This is a genomic window from Flavobacterium crocinum (genome assembly GCF_003122385.1).
Taxonomy (GTDB): Bacteria; Bacteroidota; Bacteroidia; order Flavobacteriales; family Flavobacteriaceae; genus Flavobacterium; species Flavobacterium crocinum.
Genome location: NZ_CP029255.1, coordinates 3,655,803 through 3,682,360, shown reverse-complemented (window position 1 = coordinate 3,682,360; position 26,558 = coordinate 3,655,803). Strand labels below are relative to the sequence as shown.

Annotated in this window: 17 protein-coding genes; 3 read left to right on the top strand and 14 right to left on the bottom strand. The window is 34.9% G+C overall.

The genetic code is table 11. The features are described 5' to 3' along the window. Positions 1-271: 271 nt before the first annotated feature. The 9 genes from HYN56_RS16425 to HYN56_RS16380 form a co-directional block, all read right to left on the bottom strand. Positions 272-2,191 (bottom strand): protein-disulfide reductase DsbD family protein, encoded by a 1,920-nt coding sequence (locus HYN56_RS16425; protein ID WP_109193172.1) that lies wholly within the window; start codon positions 2,189-2,191, stop codon positions 272-274. 11 nt (positions 2,192-2,202) lie between these two features. Beyond that, positions 2,203-2,649 (bottom strand): protein-disulfide reductase DsbD domain-containing protein, encoded by a 447-nt coding sequence (locus HYN56_RS16420; protein WP_109193171.1) that lies wholly within the window; start codon positions 2,647-2,649, stop codon positions 2,203-2,205. 64 nt (positions 2,650-2,713) lie between these two features. Continuing rightward, positions 2,714-3,922 carry a TlpA disulfide reductase family protein gene (locus HYN56_RS16415; RefSeq protein WP_109193170.1) on the bottom strand — a complete coding sequence of 403 codons (1,209 nt, stop codon included), beginning with the start codon at positions 3,920-3,922 and terminating at the stop codon, positions 2,714-2,716. Between the two features lie 28 nt (positions 3,923-3,950). Then, entirely contained in the window at positions 3,951-5,159 is a 1,209-nt protein-coding gene (locus HYN56_RS16410; protein WP_109193169.1) for a TlpA disulfide reductase family protein, read from the bottom strand. Positions 5,160-5,168: 9 nt separating this feature from the next. After that, entirely contained in the window at positions 5,169-6,377 is a 1,209-nt protein-coding gene (locus tag HYN56_RS16405; protein ID WP_109193168.1) for a thioredoxin domain-containing protein, read from the bottom strand. A gap of 189 nt (positions 6,378-6,566) precedes the next feature. After that, the gene (locus HYN56_RS16400) at positions 6,567-8,063 is read right to left on the bottom strand and encodes a RagB/SusD family nutrient uptake outer membrane protein (RefSeq protein ID WP_109193167.1); all 1,497 of its coding nucleotides are present in this window, start codon (positions 8,061-8,063) and stop codon (positions 6,567-6,569) included. Between the two features lie 31 nt (positions 8,064-8,094). After that, entirely contained in the window at positions 8,095-11,565 is a 3,471-nt protein-coding gene (locus HYN56_RS16395) for a SusC/RagA family TonB-linked outer membrane protein (RefSeq protein WP_109193166.1), read from the bottom strand. Between the two features lie 122 nt (positions 11,566-11,687). Continuing rightward, positions 11,688-12,842, bottom strand: a complete 1,155-nt coding sequence (locus tag HYN56_RS16385; protein WP_109193165.1) for a FecR family protein — start codon at positions 12,840-12,842, stop codon at positions 11,688-11,690. Between the two features lie 144 nt (positions 12,843-12,986). Further along, positions 12,987-13,535, bottom strand: coding sequence for an RNA polymerase sigma-70 factor (locus HYN56_RS16380; protein ID WP_109193164.1), 549 nt, complete (start codon positions 13,533-13,535; stop codon positions 12,987-12,989). 1,169 nt (positions 13,536-14,704) lie between these two features. Here HYN56_RS16380 and ilvN point away from each other — a divergent pair. After that, positions 14,705-15,217 (top strand): acetolactate synthase small subunit, encoded by a 513-nt coding sequence (ilvN, locus tag HYN56_RS16375; RefSeq protein WP_109193163.1) that lies wholly within the window; start codon positions 14,705-14,707, stop codon positions 15,215-15,217. A 149-nt stretch (positions 15,218-15,366) separates the two neighbouring features. Next, positions 15,367-16,830, top strand: coding sequence for a glycoside hydrolase family 125 protein (locus tag HYN56_RS16370; RefSeq protein ID WP_109193162.1), 1,464 nt, complete (start codon positions 15,367-15,369; stop codon positions 16,828-16,830). Between the two features lie 264 nt (positions 16,831-17,094). Here the strand turns inward: HYN56_RS16370 and HYN56_RS16365 are convergent, their stop codons facing one another. Next, positions 17,095-17,913, bottom strand: coding sequence for an alpha/beta fold hydrolase (locus HYN56_RS16365; protein ID WP_109193161.1), 819 nt, complete (start codon positions 17,911-17,913; stop codon positions 17,095-17,097). A gap of 22 nt (positions 17,914-17,935) precedes the next feature. Continuing rightward, positions 17,936-18,706 carry an alpha/beta hydrolase gene (locus HYN56_RS16360; RefSeq protein ID WP_109193160.1) on the bottom strand — a complete coding sequence of 257 codons (771 nt, stop codon included), beginning with the start codon at positions 18,704-18,706 and terminating at the stop codon, positions 17,936-17,938. Positions 18,707-19,060: 354 nt separating this feature from the next. On the opposite strand from HYN56_RS16360, the gene HYN56_RS16355 reads away from it, so the two are divergent. Then, on the top strand, positions 19,061-19,678 hold the full coding sequence (locus HYN56_RS16355) for a cysteine hydrolase family protein (protein ID WP_109193159.1): 618 nt from the start codon (positions 19,061-19,063) through the stop codon (positions 19,676-19,678). Between the two features lie 106 nt (positions 19,679-19,784). On the opposite strand, the gene HYN56_RS16350 is transcribed toward HYN56_RS16355, so the two are convergent. The 3 genes from HYN56_RS16350 to HYN56_RS16340 all read right to left on the bottom strand — a co-directional run bounded on the left by HYN56_RS16350 (position 19,785) and on the right by HYN56_RS16340 (position 25,909). Continuing rightward, the gene (locus HYN56_RS16350) at positions 19,785-21,158 is read right to left on the bottom strand and encodes a sensor histidine kinase (protein ID WP_109193158.1); all 1,374 of its coding nucleotides are present in this window, start codon (positions 21,156-21,158) and stop codon (positions 19,785-19,787) included. Positions 21,159-21,307: 149 nt separating this feature from the next. Continuing rightward, positions 21,308-22,732 carry a SusD/RagB family nutrient-binding outer membrane lipoprotein gene (locus tag HYN56_RS16345; RefSeq protein ID WP_109193157.1) on the bottom strand — a complete coding sequence of 475 codons (1,425 nt, stop codon included), beginning with the start codon at positions 22,730-22,732 and terminating at the stop codon, positions 21,308-21,310. Between the two features lie 12 nt (positions 22,733-22,744). Further along, positions 22,745-25,909 (bottom strand): SusC/RagA family TonB-linked outer membrane protein, encoded by a 3,165-nt coding sequence (locus HYN56_RS16340; RefSeq protein ID WP_109193156.1) that lies wholly within the window; start codon positions 25,907-25,909, stop codon positions 22,745-22,747. Positions 25,910-26,558: the final 649 nt, after the last annotated feature.

Genomic DNA, 26,558 nt, shown 5'->3' with positions numbered 1-26,558 from the left:
TTTTCTTAAAATAGATTTTCACAATAAGCGAAGAGTCCTTTGCTATCATTACTGATAATTCTTTACTATTGAATTTTTTAAAGCACAATTGCTCACGCCAGTATTTCTTAAATAGTTTCAGTGGTTTCATAATGTCTGCGAAATTTAAGTCATTCCGGATTTTTAATCAGAGTTAAAAAGAGCCGTTTTCACAGCTCTTTTATTTGGTTTTTCTACTAAATTGTTTTTTGTTTAATAATTCAAAATAAAAAAATGAAACACAGAAAAACCTTTACAATGATTTAAAATTCTTAATTCCCTGCTCCAGCCAGTCGTTGTAAAAATCAATATCCGAATTGTAAGCTGTTGGGGTATTAAGGGCTTTTCCGTCATGATCGATCAGAACATAATAAGGTTGTGCATTGGTTTTATATTTCAAAATTTGAAATTCGCTCCATTTCTGACCTGCGTATTCCAACTTCTCTCCTGTAATTTTTGAGATAATCTTTTCTTCTTCAGAAAGTTCTCTTTTATCATCAACATACAAGGAAATTACGACCACATCATTTTTTAAATGTTTTAAAATACTTTCATCAGGCCATACTTTCTCTTCCATTTTTCTGCAATTCACACAGGCATATCCTGTAAAATCGAGAAGTACTGGTTTATTTTGTTTTTTGGCATAAGCCATTCCTGTTTCATAATCATGAAAGGTAACTATATTATGAGGTCCTGTTTCCGCACCATCCGGCAAAGTTGCTTCTGCTGTTGAAACTGTACTTTTTGAAGTTCCCATTCCGTCGGGAGATTCACTGTAATGCACCGGTGGAGGAAATCCGCTGATTAATTTTAAAGGTGCTCCCAAAAGTCCGGGAATTAAATAAATGGTAAAGGTTAAAACCAAAAGTCCCAGTCCGAGTCTGCCTACTGAAATATGATTCAGCGGAGCATCGTGAGGAAGCGTAATTTTTCCGAATAAATAAAAGGCCAGAGCTCCGAAAACCGCAATCCATACTGCTACAAAGACTTCTCTCTCCAGAAAGTGAAGCTGCAGTACCAAATCTGCATTGGACAGGAATTTAAACGCCAGCGCCAGTTCCAAAAATCCAAGTACTACTTTTACTGTATTGAGCCATCCTCCCGATTTTGGCAGTGCATTTAACCAGCCCGGAAAAGCGGCAAATAGGGAAAACGGAAGTGCAATAGCCATAGAAAAACCCAACATTCCGGCAATTGGAGCTATTCCGCCTTTTGAAGCCGCCTGAACTAATAGTGTCCCGACAATTGGCCCGGTGCATGAAAATGAAACAACGGCCAAAGCCAGAGCCATAAAAAAGATGCCAATTAATCCTCCTCTGTCTGCCTGAGAATCCACTTTATTGGCCAGTCTGCCAGGAAGTACAATTTCAAAAGCCCCCAGAAATGATATAGCAAAAACAACTAATAATACAAAGAATATCAGATTGAACCAAACGTTTGTTGAAAGGGCATTGAGAGAATCTGCTCCAAAAACAGCCGTTACAAGTGAACCGAGTAAAACATAAATAATAATTATGGAAATTCCATAGATTACTGCGTTTCTAATCCCCGCCGCTTTGGTTTTACTTTGTTTGGTAAAGAAACTAACGGTCATAGGAATCATTGGAAAAACGCAGGGCGTCAGCAAGGCTGCGAAACCGGATAAAAACGAAATAATAAAAATGGCCAGAAGTCCTTTTTGATCCTTATTATTTGATCCCTCAGCCGTTTCTTTTTGAAATTGTGTTGCTTTATTCAGATCAAAAACCAGTTCAGCATCCTGAACCGCTAAAGCAGTTGAATTTCCCGCTGTAAAGTCAACAAAAGCATTGATCGAATTTAACTTCTTTGAAACCATTATTTTTTGTTTAAAAACGGCTTTCTTTTCAAAGACTTTTGCTTTAATTTTTAAAACAGGATCTTCGATTATTTTACCTTCATTTTCTGTTGTATTGCCAAGAAGACTAAAACCGCCTTCGCTGTCATCAAACATAAAAGTTGTGGCCGCTGTACTCTTTCCGGGAACATTTTGCGAATACAAATGACAGTCTGAAGGAATCGTTGCTTCTGCTGCCAGAATATATTCTGTGTCAGAGATTTTTTGCACAACAGTCTTCCATACTACCGGCCCTGCCTTTTGTCCAAAACTCAGCGTCATGGTTAAAAGAGCGACTAAATACAATACTTTTTTCATAAAACGTTTTTTTATTTAATCTTAAAAATCAGTTCTACTTGTTTAGGCGGCAGACATTTGCTATCATCACAAGCCATAAATTCTACATTTGCATTAATTTGTTTAGGTACTTTGTCCTTAATCTTAATACGCTGTTTAAAAATGGTCTTATTCTCGAAATATTTAATTTTCATTCCGTAAATGGGATCGCTAACCACATGACCTTCTTCTTCTTTGGTGTTTCCTTTTTTGAGATATTCGCCTTTACCGTCAAAAGAAAATTTAGTTGGTAGAGGTCCTTCTTCCGGAACAGTCTGCGAATACAAATGCCAGCCTTTTTCTATGGAGGCTTTCGCTATAAGCTCGTATTCTGATTCTGATATTTTTACAACACTTGTAGTCCATTTTACCGGATTGTATATTTGTGCATTACTGCCTATTACATAGAACAGCAGCAGGATCGAAACTATTTTTTTCATTGTGTAATTTTTATGAGCCGTATTTACCTGCCCGAAAAGCTATCCGGGCAGTTAAATCTCAGCACTATTTATTTGTGAAAATTTTCTTTAAATCTTCATCCATTTTGGCTTCATCTTCTTCGCCATCATATCGGGCCACGATAATTCCGTTGGGACCCACTAAAATTTTGGTAGGCAGTACATGAATGTTATAACCTTCGTCAATGTCCTGGTCAATATTGATTTTTTCATGTGTTCCTTCTTTAAACTGAAGACCTCGAAGAACATGTTTCCAAACTCCTATTCCGTCTTTTTCAACCGCCTTTTTCCATTTGTCGTGATCTCTGTCATCATCAGAAACGCCTAAGATTTCTAAGCCTTTTGGTTTATACTCGGCATACAATTTCAACAAATGCGGATTTCCTTTTCTACAGGGTACACACCAGGAAGCCCAAAAATCGATCAGCACATATTTTCCTTTAAAATCATCCAGTTTTATAGGATTTCCGTTAATATCTTTGGTATTAAAAGGTCCTGCCAAAGCACCCGGAATGCCTTTTTTCATATTTTCGATTTCTTTTTCCAGATATTTCGCCAATTCTCCTTTTTTGTATAAGGGATTAAAACTGTCATAAAATGCTTTTGCTTCATCGTACTTTAAATTTCTGGAATTTGATCTTAATAAATACATACTGTAATAGGATTTCGGATTGTCTTTCATAAATTGGAAAGCGGCCTTTTCGCATTCTTTATTCATTGGTTCCAAACGGTCTCTTGCATCACTGTCTTCGTTTTTAATTGCTTCCAGGACTTCTTCGCTTTTTTTAGCAGTACGGGCATCATCATACTTTTTTCTGACGGCATCAAACTGATCCAATTCTTTTTTATATTTTGATTTTATCTTTTCGATACCGGCATTATATTTATAAATATCGTCCTGTGTTTTAGAACCTTTTAATTTAGCGGATGATAAGTCTGCATAATTAATTTGCACTGTCATAGGCACCGCTTCTATATAAAATGATGCATATTTTTCATTCATTTTTCTTTGGTCTAAAGTTTTTGCAATCACAATGTATTCTACAGGATCTTCTATTTTGCCGTTGATCTGAAACTTTCCTTTAGAAACCTTGACTGAATCTTTTTTGTTTCCATTCAGCACATAGATTTTTCCTTCCTTAAGTCCGGTTACGGTTCCGTCTATTTTATATTTTCCCTGTGCTTCACATTCGTTTGTAAAACTTTGAAACAGCAGACATAAAACTGCTGTTTTTATGATATTTAGTATTTTCATTTAGATCTATTTAAGTTTCTACTTTTCTTTATTTAGCTTTAAAAATAGCAGCTAAATCTTCATCCATTTTTGCTTCATCTTCTTCGCTATATCGGGCCACGATAATTCCGTTTGGATCTACTAAAATTTTGGTTGGTAACGCCTGAATATTGTAACTTTCACTGATGTCCTGATCGATATTGATTCTTTCGTAAGTTCCTTTCTTATACTGCAGCCCTCTTAAAATGTGGTGCCAAACTCCTATCCCGTCTTTTTCAACCGCTTTTTTCCATTTATCCTGTTCGCTGTCGTCATCAGAAACACCTAAGATTTCCAGTCCTTTTGGTTTATATTGGGCATACAGTTTCAATAAATGCGGATTTCCTTTTCGACATGGTATACACCAGGAAGCCCAAAAATCGATCAGCACATATTTTCCTTTAAAATCATCCAGTTTTAATGGATTACCATTAATGTCTTTGGTATTAAAAGTTGCTGCCGGAGTGCCTGGAATACCTTTCTTCATTTTTTCTATTTCAGCTGCTAACTGATTTGCCATTTTAGTATTTTTATACAACGGATTAAAACTGTCATAATAATTCTTAGCTTCCTCATAAGTCATTCCGCTTAGATAATACAACAACGTGCTCATACTAAAATAAGACTCAGGATTATCTTTAATAAATTTCAGTGTAGCAGCCGTCATTTCTTTGTAAGCAGGTTCTAAAAGTTCCTTTGCATCATCGATTTCATTGTTGATTGCGTCTGTCGTTTTTTCATCTTTTTTAGCAGCCACGGCATCGTCATATTTTTTACGAAGAGCTTCTAACTTATCAAACCCTTTTTTGTATTTGTTCTTGATCTTGTCCTGATCAGCGTCATATCTATAACTGTCGTCCTGAGTTTTTGATCCTTTCAAAATACCTTTTCTAAAATCTGAATAATCTAATTTTAAGGTCTGTGTTCCAGGCTCTACACAAACAAACATAAAAGTTCTCCGGTCACTGTGATTAACCTCAGCATCTTTTGTAACACTGAGATTATAAACCGGTTCGTCCATTTCATTTTCAATCTGAAACTTACCGTTTTTTACTTCTATCGGTACCACTTCATTATTTTTATACGTATAGATTTTACCATTGGTCAAACCTGTAATTGTACCATCAATATGAAATTTTTGCTGTGCTGCTGCTTTAAAATTTAACGCAATGAAAAGCAGACCCAAAAGCGTTATTGTTAATATACTTAAATGTTTCATGATTGTGTTTTATAAATTTTCGATTTGTGTTTTCAGGGCAAGGACTCTTGTATTGGGTTCCTCTCCTTTATCTGCAGATTTTTTGATATAGGCGTTAATGTTTTCCAAAGCTTTTTCTTTATTTTTAGTTTTCAGGTACAGATTTGCTAAGCAAAAGTTTACAGCAAGGAATTCCGGATCTGCATTTTTCACATTTTCAATCATTGTAATTGCTTTTTCTTCTAATCCTGCTTTTTCTAAATCAGGATTAACAGCTACGCTGTAAGCTGTATTAATATAGGCCGACAATGCTTCTTTCTTGTTTTTTGCAAAGGCTTCGTCTGCTTGTTTTTTATTCAAGTCAAACCATTTATCGTATTGCTTTTGAGCTAGATAATACCGACCGTAATAGTATGTTTTATCCTCACTTTGCTGTGGAGAAACATAATCTTTTTCAGTTTCTGCAATCGCTTTGTCTAATTCCGGAAGTGTTTTTTTTGTTGCAATACCAACCAGGTATTTTGATACTGCCTGACCAACTACGTAATAAAAATCCTCTTTTCCAATATAAGGTTTGTCAATAAATACTTTTTTATTTTTAATTATGTAATTGTAGACTTTGCTTTTATAATCAAGTCCAACATGTGCAATAACCGTGAAACCATCTTCTGTGGAATACTGTTGCGGTTTCATTACCGGAATAACTTCTTTACCCACTTTTTCAATAACATCCAATTTGTAAGCGGCATATAAAGCTCTTACGTACTGTGACAAAAAAGCAAGATCACGTTTGCCAGACTGATATTGTTTATCAAGATTGTCTAACTGTTTTGAAGGATCAAAAGCAATTTTGGCCTGCTCAATAAAATCTTCTGCTTTATCTGCTCCTGTCGCTCTGTGTACCACTTTACCGTCGGAATCCATAAAAAGCAGTGTTGGATAAGCATTTACATCGTATGTTTTTGTCAATTCGATGCCTTCCCCTTTTTCCATATCCATTTTGATGCTTACAAAATTGGCATTCATGTAGTCTCCAACGTTCTGCTGTGGAAAGATTTCTTTTGCCATCATTTTACAAGGGCCGCACCAGGTTGTAAAACAATCCATAAAAACCAGCTTTTTTTCTGCTTTGGCTTTTGCCAGTACTTCTTTGAAAGTGCTGTGCTCAAAGGAAATTCCTTGGGCACTGAGCTTTGGAAGCCCCCATAGCATTATTAGTACAATTGCGATTTTTTTCATTTGTTGTTAATTAAAGATTAGTTGTTATTAAATTATTTTCATTGAAACTGTCTCAGTCAAAGACATAAGTCCGGCCGTTCACTTATAAAAAAATAAGTGAATTCGTATGTTTTACTATTCGAAATGAAATACAAGATCAGAGAAGTTATATAGAGGAAAAATCACTTCTCTGACCTTTATTTTTAAAGTTTAATAGGATGGGTTTTGTTTAATGACATGATTACCCGCATCTATAGATTCTGTTGGAATGGGCAGAATAAATTTATCTGAATTCGTAGCCGATGCTTTTACATCAGATACTTTAAATCCGGTACCAAATCCGTCAGCATAATCATATCTGATTAAATCAAACCAGTTTTCACCGCCTTCAGCATACAATTCGGCTAACTTTTCATAGCGAACTGCCGTTAAAAACTGAGGTAAAGAAATCGTATTGGGATAGGTTTCAAAGCCATTTCCGCCCGTTGTTACAGCTCCTGCTCTCTTTCTAATAGTATTAATAGCTAAAAGTGCTTCCGGAGTTACAGCATTATTGGCTCTTGCACTGGCCTCGGCTAAAATCAAATACACTTCTGCCATACGCATATGATAAAACATTTCGTTTGTTCCTGTGGTAAAATAAGACGTATATTTTGTGGTATAATACCCTCCGTAGGACACGTTGGTTATAAAAATAGAAGTCCTGGCAGCATCATATGCAATAGACTGGGATCCAACCGTTATACTTCCTGCAATAGCATTTTTATAAACCTGTGAAATATTGGCTGTGCTTCCGCTATAAAAATTACCTATTCCAACTCCTGCATCTGATTCTCCTGCCGTACCAAATAAAATTTCTGAACTGTTAAAAACAGCATCCGAATCATGATGGTCGAAAATGGCTCCGTAAGTAGGTTCGAGTTTAAAGTTTGAACCTGAAGTGGTAATAATCTCCTGACACAAAGCGGCTGCGTTGGTATAATCCCCTTTATACAATAGTACTCTTGCTTTTAAGCCTTTGGCAAAGGTTTTATTGGTGTATTTTTTACTTCTAAGATCCGGGGCATTTGCAATTCCTTCGTCTAAGTCAGCAATTATAGCAGTATAGGTTTCCGCCACTGTATTTCTTGGACTGATTTCTGAATTTTTTACCGGCTTTGTTCTAATTAAAATTCCGTATTCTGATTTCACATCATAAAATTGTCCAAAAGTACGAAGCAGGTAAAAATGCCCCAGCGCTCTTAAAATTTTAGCTTCGGCCAAAATCTCCTTTTTTCTTCCTGGAGTACTAAAAACGTTATCCTCTAATGCGGTTACTTTTTCGATAAGCCAGTTGGTACGATTGATTAAATCATACAATCCTCCGTAGATATTTTTTGTATCATTGGCTCCGGTGGCAAGCGGATTATTTGTCGCCCAGCCTAATGGTTCGGGTCCAGTACTGTATGAACCGTTATTACTGTAACCGCTCATAATATCCGGCACTAAGTAAAATATCGGAAAGGCACCTCCCGAGCTTTTTTGCCTAAATGTGGCATAAGCACCTGTCAGTGCTAATTCTGCTGACGTTTCGCTGTTAATTGCCGTGTCTGCTTCCAAGACATAAGCCGGTTTGTAATTGTCTAAATCTTCTGTTAACTGGCAGGAAGCAGCGGTAAACATTGCAGCACTTACTAAACCCAGGTATATATATTTTAAATTTTTCATTTCTGTCTTTTTTACAATTATTTACTGTGAACTAGAAAGTAACATTTAGAGAACAGGTAAAAGTCTTAATGTTGGGATAAGAGTTTCCTCTGTCATAGGTAAATCCTGTTGACCTGTTGGCAAAAGAACTCATAACAACATCTTCCGGATCAAGTCCCGGATAACTAGTAATCGTGATTAAATTATTACCGCTCAGGGATAGTCTTACTTTACTTAAACCTGTATTTTTAAATAAACTCGATGGCACACTATATCCTATAGAAACCGAACGTAATTTAATATAGGAAGCATCTACAACGGATCTTGAAGTTGGTGTATAACCGTTTGATGGAGATCCGTATCTTGCATACGGGGCATCTGTGTAAGTTGGTGTCCATGTCTGAAAAGCCTCAGGAGTAGGGTTCGAAATAGCATTTATAGAATAAAGATTAGAAATTTTATCGTACTGTCTCTGAGCGCCCTGAGAAAAGTTCCAGTTCATACTGAAATCCCAATTTTTGTATGTTGCTATATTGTTCCAGCCTCCAAAATAATTGGGGTTGATATCTCCAATTGGGCCACGGTCTGCAGTAGTAATTTTTCCGTCGCCGTTAATATCTTTAAAAATATAATCGCCCGGCTGTGTCAGAGAGCTTTGATAAACACCACCGGCTGAAGTATTCAAGGCATTGATTTCCGCCTGTGTCTGTGCAATCTTCACTACCTTATACCCTGTAATAACACCAAGCGGCTGGCCCTGAATAACGGTCTGAGAGCCTGCACTTCCGCCGTATAGATTATCAACATTGTTTTTTATGGCTGAAATATTGAACGAAGAATTCCATTTGAAATTTTTAGTTCTAAAAATATCTACGCCAATTAAAAACTCCCAGCCTTTATTGGATACATCTGCCACATTGGTATTCCAGCTGATTGATCCTGTTTCATACGGAAGCGATGTAAGTAAGATGATTCCCGAAGTATTTTTTTTAAAGTACACCACTTCTCCTGCAATCCTGTTATTAAATAAACTAAAATCGACCCCTAAGTCCAGCTGCTTGGTTGTTTCCCATCTAATGTTAGAATTAGGAACTCCGGTAACGGCTATACCGTTTTTTCCGTCATAAAAAGAATCTCCGTTTTCTAATGACTGATAATAAGCCAAATAGGTAAAAGACGGAAGATTATCAGAACCTGTTTTTCCTAATGAAGCTCTTAATTTTAACTGGTTGATAAAAGATACATCTTTTAAGAAATCTTCATTATGCATGTTCCAGGCCAACGCTGCTGATGGGAAAAATCCATAACGGCTATCTGGTCCAAACTTGGTTGATCCGTCCCGTCTGGCTGTAAAGGTTGCCAGATATTTCGATTTGTAGCTGTAGTTTACCCTTCCAAAAATAGAGTTAAGTCCCTGTTCTATACTTTCACTTTCAACACCGTCTCTAAAATTAGAAGAATTAATATCAATTAAAGTATTATCATCCGGAAAACCACGGTAATGCTGTGCATCAGCATCATAACGGGTGTGGTTCCAGGAAACACCGGCAACAGCATCAATTCTGTGGTTTTCACTTATTGTTTTATTGTAGCTTAATGTATTTTCAAAAGCTGTTGTCCATCCTTCATTATGCTGTATATCGAGTGTAGCACCTGGTCTGCTATAGTACTTTGCCTGAAATAAAGAATTGGAACTTTTTGAAGTACCAAACTTATTAGATTCATCGGAATTTACGGAAGCATTTAACTGAGATTTAAATTTAAGTCCCTTTATAATTTCAACTTCCCCATAAACAGAACCGATCAAATTTTTGGAAAGTGCCTTTTTTCTGGTCTGCATTCCTTCTCCTAAAGGCGTATACTGTTTTCCAAAGTCACCTGCATAAGTTGAATAAGAGCCATCTTCATTATACGCCGGAAGATCCGGTCTGAAACTTCCAAGAGCAAGAGAACTAAATCCTTTATTTTTATTTACGGAATAATTGTAATTTACAGATCCGCCGACTTTGAAAGAATTGGTAACATTAATATCCAGATTGGTGCTAAAAGTATAACGTTTAAAATCATTTTCGATCATCACTCCCTGCTGGTCAGAAATTCCGGCAGACATCATATAATTTACTCTATCACTTCCCCCACTTACATTAAAGCTGTATTGTGTCCATAAGGCATTTTTATTGGTAATTAAATCCTGCCAGTTGGTATTTGCTTTTCCGAAATAAGTGCCCGGGCTGTTTACTATGGCATATTGTTTAGGAAAAGACGTCCAGGATGACTGTGGATAAAGATTTAAGAGCTGCTGTGCTTTTTCGGAAGAAAACTTAATATAATCTGCTGCTGACAAATAATCATACGTTTTCACCGGATTTTGAAATGTACTTGCCGCATTAAAAGAGAATCTGGGTGCCTGATTTCTCTTACCTCTTTTGGTAGTTACAATAATAACCCCGCTTGCAGCCCTTGAACCATAAATTGCTGCGGCAGAGGCATCTTTCAAAACATCAATACGTTCTACATCGTCCGGATTAATTGCCAAAAGCGGGTTTTCTCTTGAACCGTAATTAATTAACCCTAAACTCTCGGAGTTTGGTGTAATAGAAATTGGTGTTCCGTCAATGACATATAAAGGCTGGTTATCCCCTCTAATTTGTGTTAAACCGCGAATGCTAACAGAAGAACTGCTTCCAGGCGCACCGCCTCTGCTCTGTACGTTAACGCCCGGGATTTTTCCAATCAAAGCATTATCGATCGTCTGCGTTTTAATCTGCTGGATATCTTCTGCAGTAATAGAACCTACTGAACCTGTAAGATCTTTCTTTTTCGTGGTTCCGTAGCCCACAACCAGTACTTCTTCGAGCGCACTAATTTCTTCTTTAAGTACAATCGTATAGGTGGTTTTGTTTTTGGTTATTTCTTCCGTAAACAACTGAAATCCCACACCGCTTGCTACAATGTAATATCCTACTTCGGCTGTAATACTAAAAGTTCCGTCAAAATCAGTTGTAGTTCCTCTGATTACGAAGTTTTTGTTACTTCCTGTACTGGTTGGTTTATAGCTCGAAACGTAAACCGTAATTCCGGGAATTGGCTGTCCGTTTACATCCGTTACTTTTCCTGTTATTTCTAAAGATTCAACAGTGTGTGTCTTTGGAGCCGTAATTTCCTTAATAATTATAGTATTATTAGCGACTACTTCATATTTAAATTTTCCTTTGGAAAGGCTTTTTTCTAAAAGGGTATTCACACTTAAAGTTCCTTTTTCAAGCTCAATCTCCGGCAGATTATCAAACATATCCGAACGGTATACAAACCTGTATTGAGTTTGTTTTTTTATGAGTTCAAAGATTTCGTCTACAGTCGCTTTTTGGTCATGCTTAATCACAATTTTTACATTTTGGGACAACAGTTCTGATGGGGTAAAACTGAAAAGTGCCAGAGAAAGAAAAAGAATAATAGTTCGCATGATTAAAGTTGATATGCTTTTTCTTTTAGAGAAAGCAGCTTTAATAATTTTAATTTTCATAATTTTGGTTTTGGTTTATTAGTTAATGCTGAATTAATTATAAGTCCTATCACGGGAAAAGATGGTTTGTACTTCGACCCACTAACCACTTTTCCCTTTTTTATCCGCTTATAATTCCTTTCTTACTTAAAAATTACAGTCTTTTGGTTTATTTCATACGGTATCTTGTTTGTGTTACTAATTATGTTTAAAATTTCCTCTATTTTTTGGTTTTTATCTAATATTCCATTAAAAGTGTTGTTTTCTATCGCTTTATTTCTAAACTCCGTTTTGATGTCGTACCATCTTTCCAGTACTTTCATAATGTCTTTTAAAGGCATTTCCTGAAAGCTGAAAATTCCTTCTTTCCATGATACTTCATTAAATACATCAACAGCTGCCACCTGTATATTATTATTTTGTAATACCGACTGGTCTCCCGGTTTTAGAATCGTAGAATCAAACGATCCTGACAAGTGTACTTTACCTTCTACAAGCGTTGTATAAATGGCTGGGCTATCCTGATAAGCTTTAATATTGAATTCGGTTCCCAGAACTTCTATATTCTGGTTTTGAGTTACCACATTAAAATGCGAACCTTTGTGTGCTGTGCTTGGTGAAACATCAAAATAAGCCTCACCATACACCAGCTCAACCTGACGCAGTTCTCCGTCTTTAAAACTTACAGGAAATTTTAATTTTGATTCTGAATTCAGCCAAACCTTAGTGCCGTCTGCTAATTTGATAAAAAACTGTCCGCCTCGTGGTATCGTTAAATAATTGTAAGCAACTGTATTTTTAGCTGATTTGTTATTTTTATAAATAATTTCGGTACCATTACTATGCACACCTGCTGAGTTATATACTGAACCTTTGCCCAAAGCTACCTGCTTTCCGTTTGCGAGAACCAAAATCGCTTTGTCTGTTCCCGGATTAATATCCAATTTGGTTTCGACAATTTTGTCCGGCTGTTTTTCATTTAAATGATTTTTAGAAAAATAAACAGCTAATCCCAAAACAAGAACTGCGGCAGCAGCAGTATATTTCCAGAAAGCTAATTTCTTAACAGGAACGTCAATTTTACTCTGAATCGCTTTCCAGTCTTCTTTCTTATTAATTTGCTGCAATAAAACAGCACGTTCTTTCAACAGTTTTTCATCAGTAAGATGTTTCATTATATATTCTTTGTCCAAATCTGAAAAAAAATCAGAATCAGCAAGATCATCCGGTTTGTCCCGTTTTAAAATGGAGGAAGCAGTACGACCGGAAAGGTCAATTATTTCACTAAAAATAGACATCTTATAATTTGTTTATAATGCTAAGACGATAAAAAGAAAAAGGGGGGTGAAAAAGAGGATGAAAAAAAATATATTTTTTTTAACCTATTGTAAAATAATATGCATTTATGACAATCGTAAGTAAAAATTAATGCTTAATAAGCATCAGTTTCTAATCTCGAATACAAATGCAATAATGAAGAAACAATCTTTTAAAAGGGGTTTTAAACGCTTGTAGGCAATTTTCTTTTGTGTTTTAATGGTATTTAAAGAAATGCCTAATTCTTCTGAAATTTCAGTATTACTTAATCCTTTAATGCTCAATCTAATAATCTGGGCACATTTTGCAGGTAAGGTATTAACCGCCTTCTCAATAAGCATGGAAGTTTCGGAAATAACAACTTCTCTTAAAAAAAACGGATCGGTCTCCATCTGGGCAAAATCAGTTTCACCAATAGAGTCCGTTACTTTGTAATGTTTGCTTTTTAAATAATCAAGGGAACGGTTCTTTACAGCAGTATATAAATAAGATTTGATCGCAGTATCATCATGAAACTCAATTTTATCTTCCCAAATTTTAATAAAAACTTCCTGAACTACATCTTTTGATACTTCTATATTCTCAATATATTTGTTGGAAAATAAGCACAGCGAAGGATAGAGCGTATTAAAAACGCTTTTATATTCTTTTAATGTTAAAGAATGCACTTTCATATCCTTCGTTTTGAAGTCTTAAAAAAATCAAGTTTTTATTCTTCTTTACCTTTCTGTTTATTAAGAAACTGACTGGTAAAGAATATTTTAATCGTCATTTTAAATGCTAACACAGATAAATTGTTAATTGGCGAACAAAGTACCTTCAATCAGAAATATATATTTGCTTCTTTAGCTTTGGTAGAAATTGAAATAATATCCTGCAATCCCATTAAATAGTGCCTTTCTTACGAATTTGATATTTAATTTAATAAAAAATCATATGATTTATTAAAAAACAAAATTAAGTAAAAATTACACTTTTAATACATAATGTAAGATTATATGACATTTTTAACATTTAACATTCACAGATTTCAAGATATATTCAAAAAACAACAATCTAAAATTTAACATAAGATTCTATATAAAAAATTTAAAGTCTTAAAATCCAAATGTCTCTTTTAGCTCTTTTTGTCCATAAAAATCATCTGATTTGCAAAATATACTACACTACAAATATATTTCATTCTACAAATTTATATAAATTCTATAGAATTAATAGATTATAATTTTAAACTAATTTGTTAAATTTAAAAAGCTTTTCATGTAAATTATTGAAAATCTACATTTTAAACTTTCACATATTTTATCAAAAATTTGAATGAAAAATATATCTTCAGAAAATTCTTAAATGATTTCTTATCTGATTAAAACCAAAGCTGCAAACAATCGTCATTTGTTCAATTTAAAAATTTAAACTTATTTTTACGAAACCAACCTATTGAATCTTTCCTTCATAAAAACAGAAATTAAAAAGATTATTTGAGAAAAAACAATATATTTGCCCCTCACAAAAGAACAAAATGAACAATACAATTATTTCCCTTATTATTATCAACGCTATTATTATCGACAGATATTAGTAAAGGGAATTTTATATAAAGTATTAAAGTACAATTTTTAAAACCTCCCTTAAAGGGAGGTTTTTTCGTTTAGAACTGACATGAAAAACACAGCAATCATTATTATTAGCATTATTATCATTCATCTCTCGTGATGAGTCAGGATTGTATTGTCTAATAGAAACCTTTCTCATAGTGCTGAGAAAGGTTTTTTTTTATTCTAACCGAAATTTCTTCACTAAAAATCTAAAAATAAATTACTAATAAAAAAGCATTAAACATCCAATGAAAGAGCAATACACCTTAACATTTTACACAGAAGATCAAATGGGACTAGTCAATAAAACAGCTGTTATTTTTTCGAGAAGAAAAATCAGCTTTGAAAGTTTTAATATCTCTCTTTGTGAAATTAATAGTATGTACAGATTTACAATTGTTGTAACAGAAACTTTTGAAACGGTGAGAAATTTAACCTTGCAAATCGAGAAAATTATTGATGTTTACAAATGTTATTTCAGTACAAATGCTGAAATAGTATATACTCAGACCACTTTATTTAAAGTTTTAACCCATAAAGTAACTAATGACAGTGTTCAACAATTATTGCAAAAGCATAATCCACAATACAGAAGTCTGGAAAGGGATTATACCATATTTGAAGTTACAGCACAGGAAACTGAAATTGATTCTTTAGCAAAATCTTTAATAGAAAACGGACTTATCGAATTGATCAAAAGTCCACGTATTGCTTTGATTAAATCCGGAAAAGGTCTTAGAGATGATTTTGAAGACTTATAGCAGTATTTCTATCTTTTGAAAGGTTGTTTAAAGCGCTTTAAATGTCATTTGTCTAATTTTAAATAAAATGAAGAAAAAGATTATTTATTTAGTGTAATTAAGTTTCGATTATCTTTAAACTATACTAAACCATTTCTAAAACAAAAAATATGCAGTCTCGCAGAAAATTTATCAAAAATGCCGGCATCTTTTCGGCGGGTTTATTGGCTATTCAGTCAGAAGCTTTTGGATTTAATTCCGATGCTTTTGAATTTCCTTTAAAGGATTTTGTATCCCAGAGACCACCTTTGGCCGAACGTAAATTTACCAGTAAAGCAATTGAGGCTGCTATCGTAAAAGTTAAAAAACAAATTGTAAATCCGGAACTGGCGTGGATTTTTGAAAACTGTTTTCCAAATACACTCGACACTACAGTGGAATTTGAAGTAATAGACGGTAAACCTGATACGTATGTAATCACGGGAGATATCGACGCGATGTGGCTTCGAGACAGTACCGCGCAGATTTGGCCTTATATTCCTTTTGTAAAACAAGATCCAAAACTGGCCGAATTGGTAAAAGGTGTTATAAATCGTCAGGCAAAATGCATCATTTTAGATCCTTATGCTAATGCATTTTACAAAGATTTCAATAAGGAAAGTGAATGGAAAAATGATTTAACAGACATGAAACCCGGAATTCATGAACGAAAATGGGAAATCGACAGTTTGTGTTATCCTGTTCGTCTGGCTCATGGTTATTGGAAAGAAACCGGAGATATTTCTATGTTTGACAGCCATTGGAAAGAAGCCATGAAACTCGTGCTAAAAACGTTCAAAGAACAACAACGTATGGATGGCAAAGGAGGACCTTACAGCTTTCAGCGCCAAACGGCATGGGCTACAGACGGCGTTCCCTTGTCGGGTTACGGATATCCTGTCAAACCGTGCGGATTAATTGTTTCGACTTTCAGACCAAGTGACGATTCTACGCTTTTTGGCTATCTGATTCCAAGTAATATGTTTGCGATTGAAATATTAGGTTATCTGATTGAGATTTTCTCACTTCCGGCTTTAAAAGACAACGACATTGTTAATCAGGCGAAAGAACTTAGAGAGCAGGTTCAAAAAGGATTAAACGAACACGGAATTATAAATCATCCGCAATTTGGAAAAATTATTGCTTTCGAAGTAAATGGTTACGGAAGTTTTCATATGATGGACGATGCCAATGTTCCGTCTTTATTATCACTTCCTTATTTGGGTACAATTGCTCCGGATGATCCATTATATCTTAATACCAGAAAAGTTGTTTTGTCTGAAAATAATCCGTTTTTCTATAGAGGAAAAGCCGGAGAAGGTATTGGAGGCCCGCATACAGGTGTAGATACCATCTGGCCCATGAGTATTGTTTTAAGAGCCATTACCAGTATTGATGAAACAGAAATTAAAAACTGTATCAGTACTTTGATTAAAACCAATGCTGATACGGGATTTATGCACGAATCTTTTCATAAAGACGATGTAACCAAATTTACCCGAAAATGGTTTGCCTGGGCCAATACTTTATTTGGAGAAATGATTGTACATACGAGCAATAAATATCCTCAGGCTTTAAAAGATAAAAACCTGTAAAAACAAAGAGCTTTCATCAAAAGTATTAGAAAAAAAACGCTTCGGAGAAGCGCGATATTTATAACAAAAAATAGAATTTTACAATATAAAGCTCCAGCGGAGCGACATATAATAAAAATTGAAAAAATATGTCGCTCCGTTGGAGCTTTGCTGTCGATACTAATACGATTCTATAAATATTGCGCTTCTCCGAAGCTAATAAAAAAGCTGCCCTTTTTAGACAGCTTATTATTTTTTATCTAAAAGTAATTTTACTATTTCAAATTACTTAATAAAATCCAAAATATCGGCGTTTACTCGATCTGCATCAGTTGTTGGAATACCGTGGCAAAGCCCTGGATATGTAATTATTTTTCCGTTCTTTAAGAGTTTTATTGCCCGCAATGCCGTTACATTATAAGGCACAATTTGATCGTCTTCTCCGTGAAGTATCAATACGGGAAAATCAACACTTTTTAAATCTTCGGTAAAATCGGTTTCAGAGAATGCTTTTATACAATCGTAATGCGCTTTAATTCCTCCATTCATTCCCTGGCGCCACCAATTGTCCTGAATTCCTTTTTTGATATTGGCTCCTTCCCTGTTGTAACCATAAAACGGAAAAGTAATATCCTGATAAAACTGCTGTCGGTTATTTGCGGTATTAAAACGAATATCATCAAAAACTTCGATTGGAACTCCTTCCGGATTATTAGCATCTTTAATCATGTATGGAGTTACAGCACTAATCAGGATTACTTTTGAAACACGGCCTTTACCATATTTTGCAGCATAATGAATCGCTTCTCCGCCTCCTGTTGAATGTCCAATATGTATAGCATCTTTCAAGTCTAAAAATTCGGTCAATTCTGCAACATCTGCTGCGTATGTGTCCATTTCATTTCCTGTATAAGTCTGAGTAGATCTTCCGTGACCTCTTCTGTCATGTGCAATAACTCTAAATCCTTTATCCAGGAAAAATAACATTTGTGCGTCCCAGTCATCTGCCGACAAAGGCCAGCCGTGATGAAAAAAAATCGGTGTACCTGTACCCCAGTCTTTGTAATAAATCTCTGTTCCGTCTTTTACTTTAATTTTAGCCATTTTTATTTCTTTTTAATTGTTACTATAGATTTTCATACCATTCTAAAATATAATCTGCTACTGCTTCCCACCCCGGTTCACCGCAGATAAAGTGACTTTTACCAGGGAAAATTTTCAAGTCTACCTGACTGTTTTTGTCTTTGTATTTTCGAGCCAGTGTTGTTGTAAGTGATGCCGGAAAAATAGCATCGCTGGCGCCTCCAATAAATAAAATTGGTTTGTGCGGTTTTCTGAAGTCAATATTCGAAAAAGAGTTTAAAACCAATTCGCGACTCACTTTATAACTTTCGGGTACGGCAATAGTATCAAATGCTTTGGCTCTGTCTCTATGTTGCAAGGTGTTAAAAAAGCATTTGTCATACCATTCGCGACTTCCCATGAAATATTTACTAGAAGAAAAGAATCCGAAAGCAGGAAGCACCGATTTTAATGTTGCAAAAGGTGGAAATACATTTTTGGGTGGCGCACCATCAATACTTACTGCTGCTGCTGCTTTGTTTAGTTCTAATAGCTTCATTGCCGCCATTCCTGCCATCGAATGTCCAATAATAAGCGGTTTTTCAGGAAGGCTGTCAGCTAGTTTTGCGATATTATTTACTACATCAATAAAACCGGTTTTAGTAAGATCAGGGTGAACTGTTTTTCTTAAATCTGAAGGATTTCCTTCGTGACCAGGATTGGCAGGCGTGTAAACCGTATAGCCTTTCTGTTCATATCGTTCTTTCCACTTTGCCCAACTGACATCGTTTACAAAGTTTCCGTGAACAAGAATAATAGATTTTGATTTTGTCATAAAATTGATATTTAATTAGTAAACAGCTTTTTATAATCATAGTATAATCCAGTTTTATTAAACTGTATCGAAAATCAAATTTGGAAGACGTGAATTATTTTTAAGAAAAAAACACGCTTTATTTTAGCCGATCTGATAGTGAAAAATAAAATACAAGAAGCGTGCTAAACAACTAATTTACTAAATATCAGTAAAATACAATCAAAACTGATTATCATATTCACTATATTTCGCAAATTCATCATATATCGCAGATAATTTTTATCACGAGTTCAAAAAACCTAAGCAGATAAAGAAAAAAGGGACTGGCATATTATTAGAATCCATTTTGAAACAAATTAAATCTTTAGCATTATGAGCTTGTATCAACTTCAAAAAACAGCGATTGTATTAATCGATCCTTTTAATGATTTTCTTTCTGAAGGAGGAAAATTATATCCTGTAACCCAGGAAACCGTTGAGGGAAACGGAGTAGTTCAAAATATCAAAAAGCTGCTGGCTGCAGCAAGGAAAAAGAAAATACTAATTGTATATGCTCCGCATCGACATACGCAGAAAGATGATTACTTAAACTGGAAATTTATGGCTCCGTCGCACTCAGGAAGCAAGAATATTACCTTGTTTGAAAAAGGTTCCTGGGGTGCCGAATTTCATCCTGATTTAATGATGCAGGAAGGTGATCTTCTTGCTCAAAATCACTGGACTGCCAGCGGATTTGCCAATACCGATCTGGATTTTCTTTTAAGACAACATAATATTGATCAGATCGTTTTGGCGGGAATGAGAGCTAATACCTGTATCGATTCTACAGCAAGATTTGGCGTTGAATTAGGTTATCACGTGACTTTAATTAAAGATGGAATCGGTGCTTTTAACTGGGAAGAAATTAAGGCAACCGTCGAAACTAATTTTCCTAATTATGGACATGTACTTTCTTCTACGGAAGAGTTTATACAGCAGATTTATCTTTAATTTAGAATGCTGTAAAAAATTGTTTCACGCAGATTTAAAAAGATTTCAGCAGATAATCGCAGATCTGCCATAAATCTGCTTGAAACAAAAAAGTATAAACTAGCTTCTATTCTCTATTTTCTAAAGGCAATATAAACTTAAAAGTACTTCCTATTCCCAGTTTACTTTCTGCCCAGATTTCCCCGTGGTGTTTCTTTATAAATTCGTGGCAAAGCAGTAATCCTAAGCCGTTTCCTATTTCGTTTTCTGTTCCTTTCTGGATTACTTTTTCATTGATTTTAAAAAGCTTTTCCTGTATGTTAAGAGGAATTCCGATTCCGTTATCTCTGATGGATACTTCTGCTTTTTTGTTTACTTTCTGAAGACTGACTACAATTTCGCCCTGCTGTTCTGTAAATTTAATGGCATTGGTTAAAAGGTTTCTTAGAACAGTATCAATCATATCTTTATCCAGCATTGCACTGATAATTTCTGTTGATTCGAATCTTAAATCGATGTTTTTATTTAATGCCGTATTTTTATTAAGTTTTACATTTTCCTCGATCAGACTGTTTAATTCTGTCATTTTCGGATTGTATTCGATCATTCCGGTCTGCATTCTGGACCAGTTCAATAGGTTCTCTAGTAGTTTATAAATGTTTTTATTGGAGTCATGAAGCAATTCTGTAATTTCCTTAATTTCTTCCCGACTGTAAGTATCGATCTCCTGAGATAGAATTTCTGACAAGGCAAGTGATGAACCTAATGGTCCTTTTAAATCATGGGCAATTATAGAAAAGAATAAATTCTTGTCTTTTAGTAATTTCTGTATTTTGAGATCTTGTTTTTCTTTCACCAATAATAAAAATCCAATTGTTCCAATAAGAGTCAGTAAAAACAAGCCAATACTGTATAAACTATCAAAAGCACTCTGCCTGAAGAAATTCTTTTGCGGAAAAACATAAGTATAAACCGCTCTCATAAAAATTAAAATCTCGAAAGAAACATAACAAAGAAGATAAAATATACGGAACAAATTGGTTGCTTTTTCTCTAAAATATCCAATTGTTGGAGGCAGGTAAATCGCAAATATTCCAAGAGACATAATGATAATGCGGGTACTAATTGTGCCTCCTGAAAATGTGACAATATTAAAAGCCAGTATAGCTGTAATTGTTAAACCGGTTTGAATCCTATACCGTTTGTTAAACTTGGTTTTGTTCATTGAGATTATGGCTATCGTTTCATAACAGCATCCTAAAAGAATAACTGTATTACCTAAATTGATAGAAATAAAATCCGGAACTATGTTTCTTAAAAAAATAAATACCCAGCCTAACGTCAGCAATATTTTTCCAAATCCAAACGTATTTAATTTTTTTCTGTTTTCTGTCGAAGCATACGATAAGGAATAACTGAAAATAAGAATGCACACAAACAAATTCCCCCAGAAATAAAGAAGAAAAATGGTTTTGGGATCCAGAGGTACTAATTTGTGCATTTATATACTTAGAATATTTTTTATTCCATCGCAAATATACAAATTAGAAATAAATAACCCCGTATCATTAGGGCGATACGGGGTTATTGACTAAGATTTTTCTTTCTTTTAAAATCAATTTTTATTCTAGCGAAAAAACAAAAAACCGATTATTTGGCATCAAACCATAATTTTGTTGTCAGCAAATCTTTTCCCTGATCCGTTAGTGCATTTTGGTAGTTAACTCCATTTAATGACTGTTCTGTTCCCGGATAGAAAAAGCGAGATGGTATTTTTCCGTCCAAAACGGTATTAGGTCCAGCTGTCAAAACCGGGAAATCTAATCTTCTCCATTCTGTAAAAGCATCCAAACCTTGTCCGAAGAATGCAATCCATTTTTGTGTACCAATAGATTTAGCATAATTGGATGCATCGTATTTTACACTTGTCTGATTCAGGTAGTTCGAAATTACTGTTGCATCAGTAATTCCAAATTGATTGAATGATGCTGTAATGGCATTTTTATAAAGTGTCTCTGCATCTCCGGAAATAAATCCGCGAGCAGCTGCTTCAGCAAGATTAAACAATACTTCAGAATAAGAATAAATTACAGCAGGTGATGTCGAAGTAAGGAAATAAGTTCCAGGTTTCGATGTTTTAGCAAAACCCTGATTGTTAGCATCATTGTTTGATAATCCATTACCACCTCCAACATAGGTACCAACACTTGCATCTGACGGCAATTGCGCATAAACCGGTAAACGCGGATCTGAAAACTCTTTTAATTTATCTACCATTGTTTTTGAAATACGGAAATCATCACGAGTTTCAAACCATGCCGAAGCCGGATTTTGCTGAGGCGAAGCAATATAGGTAAACTTAAAAGTATCGTTATTACTACTCAAAACTCCGGCTGAATCACTCGTTGCATCAATAGCTGCCTGTTTCGCCAATACCGGTTCTTTATCTGAAATTCGTAAAGCAATTCTAAGACGAAGTGAATTCACGAATCTTTTCCATTTTGCAATATCTCCTTTGTAAACCAAATCTCCTGTTACAGTTCCGTTTGTTGTACCTAATAAAGACTGCGCTTTTGCTAAATCTTCAAGTAAACCCGTATATATTTCTTTTTGAGTATTATAGGCTGGTGTTACTTTTTGTCCTGCTTCTTTATACGGAATACTTCCGTAAGCGTCTGTCAACAATAAAAATGTCCATGAACGAAGCGTTAAAGCAATCCCTTTGTAGTTTGAATTCGCCTGTGCGTCCGGAAAATTGATAATTGTATTCAAATCTGTAATTAAGGTTGCGTAACCTGTATTCCACAAAGAAGTGAATGAAGTGTTTGAAACATCGTATCTGTCCGGTTCCGTATATTGGATTTTAGCCCAATGCTGTACGAATAACAAAGAGGAGTTAAAATTATTATCTGAACCCCAGTATAAGTCAGCTCCTTGTTTTAAACTTCCTGTTAACAAATAAGGCGCCAATGGTGTTTCGGTTGCATTTGGATTTTTATTGATATCATCCAAAGTATCACTGCACGAGGTCAGTGTCAATCCAAATAAGATTATATATGATAGCTTTTTTAGCATGATTTCGAGTTTTTAGAATTTAAGATTAACATTAAGACTGAAATTTCTTGTTGTTGGAAGAGATAAACTTTCCAAACCTTGTGCATTTCCAGTATTGAAAGCCGTTTCAGGGTCAATATTTGGCGCATCTTTGTAGATAAAGAATAAGTTACGGCCAACAGCAGTAATACTTGCTCCTTCTAATCCCAGTTTTCTGGCAAATGACTTATTGAAATTGTAAGCCAGTTTAATTTCTCTCATTTTCACAAAAGTGGAACTGTAAATATAAGCTTCGCTAATGTTGTATGATGCTTTATAATATTCCTGAGCACTAAGTATTGTCGTGTTTGGAGTTCCATTCTCATAAACTCCTTTAAAAATCATACCATCATCGTATGCTGTAGTTCCGTTTGGAACCTGAGTTTTTGTTGTACCATCCAAATAGTAAGTTAAACCACCATTTTCAGCACCACGTCCCGGAAGCGTTGAAGCCAATACTCCTGTATAAGTTCCTGTCCTGTTGGTTCCTGAGAAAATTTCTCCTCCTACACTAGCATCAACCAAAACTGATAATTCAAGATTTTTGTATGTCAAAGTATTGGTAACACCCGCTAAATAATCCGGAGTATAATGCCCTAAAACTTTCTTTGTTGGATCTGCTTTTGGTAATCCATTTGATCCTACTACGATGTTTCCGCTCGCATCACGTAAATACGCTGTTCCGTAAAGAGCTCCATAAGCTTGTCCTACAGATGCCAATACATCAACACCTCCCGATGTACCAATTGTATAGTTTTGAATTTGTTTTGCATAATCCAAAATCTCCACCTTACTTCTGTTTCTGGAGTAATTTGCTCCAATATTCCACTTAAAGTTTTCAGTCTGAATTGGAGTTCCATCCAACTGAATTTCCAAACCTCTGTTGTTTACTTTTCCAGCGTTGATTAACTGTGAATTGTATCCGCTTGAAGCTGTAGTTTTAATTTCCAAAATCTGGTCAAAACTGTTTGTGTTATAATAAGCCACATCAAAATGCAATCTGTTTTTCCAGAAAGTAGCCTCTAAACCAATCTCCGTTGAACGTGTAGTTTCTGGTTTTAAATTCTCATTCAATTTTCTTTGTGAAGAAGTTTGAATTGGATTTCCATCAAATGCTGTCTGGAAATTATAAACTGTTGCTAATTGATACGGATCTGCATCATTACCTACTTCAGACCAACCACCACGTAATTTTAAGAAATCAAGTGTATTGCTTTTTAGATTTAATACCTCAGACAAAACTAAACTTCCATTAATAGATGGATAAAAATAAGAACGATTGTTGCTTGGTAATGTAGATGACCAATCGTTACGCGCTGTTACGTTCAAATACGCATAATTTTTGTATCCTAATTGTGCAGAAGCATAAGCACTATATACTCTCAATCTTGATAATGTATTTGATGATGTCAAAGGGTCTCTTGAATTCGTCAAAGTATATAAATCCGGTACTGCTAAACGTGGCGCTTTTTGGTAGTTGTTTGCATCGCTGTGATTACGGATATTGAATCCGGCAAGAGCATCTAAACTAAAATCATCATTCAGTTTTTTAGTATAAGTAAAAATACCTTCTGTATTTTGTTCGTTTACCGTGTAAGCATCTTCAGCATAAGATCCAAATGGTGTTCCATTTGTACCATATTTGATCGTATATTTTCTACGGTCATTATAGTAATCTACTCCTGTACGGAATCTAAAATTAAGACCTTCAGCCAATTTAGCATCCAAATGCACATCTCCAATAAAACGGTTACGCTGCTGACTTGTGGTATTATAATATGCATTCCAATAAGGGTTGCTGTAATAACTGTTGTTCCAGTTCACATTTCTGTTATTTTGAAGCTCATTAATATCAACCTGACGACCGAACCATAAAAACTGAAGCATTACACCTGCAGCACGATTCCCTTGTGGTCCACCTGGCAACGCTGGAGCATTAGTTGTAATATAGTTACCTGTAACTCCTACTTTAATACTTTTAGAAATTTGGTAATTTGAATTAATTGTAAAGTTGGTTTTGTTTACTTCACTATTAGGAACAGTTCCCAATTGTTTTTGATTGTTTACTCCTAAACGGAAATCTGATTTTTCATCTGATTTTGCCACAGAAATACTATTGTCATACGTAACACCAGTATTGAAAAAGTCTTTTACATTATTTGGATGCGCCACGAAAGGTACTGCCTCACCATTCGAGAAGAATTGTGGAATAAGACGTCCATCCATTCTTGGTCCCCAGCTTTCATCAACACCATCATTTACTCCGCCTCCTTTTCCGTCAACAAAACTAAATCTTCCGTTTGACCCTTGTCCGTATGAGTTTTGAAAACTAGGTAAAGTCGCTACCTGAGAAATTGTGATACCTGAATTTACAGTAATTCCCAATCCTTTTTGGCTTTTTCCCGATTTAGTCGTAATCAAAACAACTCCATGTGCCGCACGTGATCCGTAAAGAGCCGCCGCGTTTGGTCCTTTCAATACTGTTAAGGTTTCAATATCGTTTGGATTCAAATCGGCAATAGCATTTTTAAAGTCACGAGTTGCGCCTCCAACACTTCCTAATTGTGAGTTATCTACAGGAACTCCATCCACCACAAACAAAGGCTGGTTGTTTCCTGCAATAGAAGTTTCCCCACGAATGATAATACGGGAAGATCCCATATCTCCCTGAGAGTTTGTAATACGAACTCCGGCTAATTTTCCGCTAAGACTGTTTAAGAAGTTTGTTTCTTTTGTCTCTGCAATGTCTTTGTTTTTAAGTGCCTGAGTTGTATATCCTAAAGATTTCTTTTCTTTTGAAATACCAAGTGCCGTAACGACTACTTCTGATAATTGATTTTGTTCTTCAGTAAGATCAATCACAACGGAGTTTTCATTAATTACAAATTCTCTTTTTTTGTAACCCAGATAACTTACAACTACAGTATAAGGCAGTTTTTGTCCGGTTTGGAAGTAAAACTTACCATCAAAATCGGTTTGAACGCCATGTGTAGTTCCCTTAATTACTATCGATGCTCCAATAATAGGTTCTTTTGTAACGGCATCAATAACGGTACCACCAATTTTTGACTGGATTAGTGGCTGCTTTTCCTGAGCCATGGCACCGATGGAAATCAATAAAACACATAATCCAATATATCTATTTAATATTTTTTTCATTAGTTCTTTTTAGTTTAATAAATCAAGGATTCCAGTAAACAGAATAAATCTGTTGTCGCTTCCTTTTAGAGATGTATATTTTTTTTAAGCTCGACCATTTCTGCGACAACAGGAATGGTATATTGTTTTACCGGCTACACATTCGTTTTTTCATTTTTTTCTTCTTTTTTTGGTTATTATTATTTCGATTGGCCTATACAAGATCTGCCCTATTGCTAAGGTTCACTCTAATAAAAATTTGTTTTGGAATTGGGAATTGAAGACTTTTAACAGAAGCTGCACATGACACTGAAACAGCTAAAAGGTTTCTGTTGGTTTGAAAGTGAAATATTTTTACTAGTCTTCATTGTGCGGTATTTTTAAACTCTACTAATTTGATAGAACAAAAGTATGTTAAAAATTTTAATATGAAAGTATTAATGCTAATTTTTTACAAAAAATTTGTTAACGAAAACGATAAAGAAATTATAAACAATTGATAAACAACAAATTAAAAACAATAATAGTTTTTGCTCCTTAATAAGAATTTTACTAAACAGAAGGAATTTCGATTGATAAAAAGTCCATTTTAAATGCTTTTTAACCGTTTTAAATGTTTTTAAAAATGAAAAAATATCTTTAAAGAAAAATCTGAAGTCTAAAAAATAGC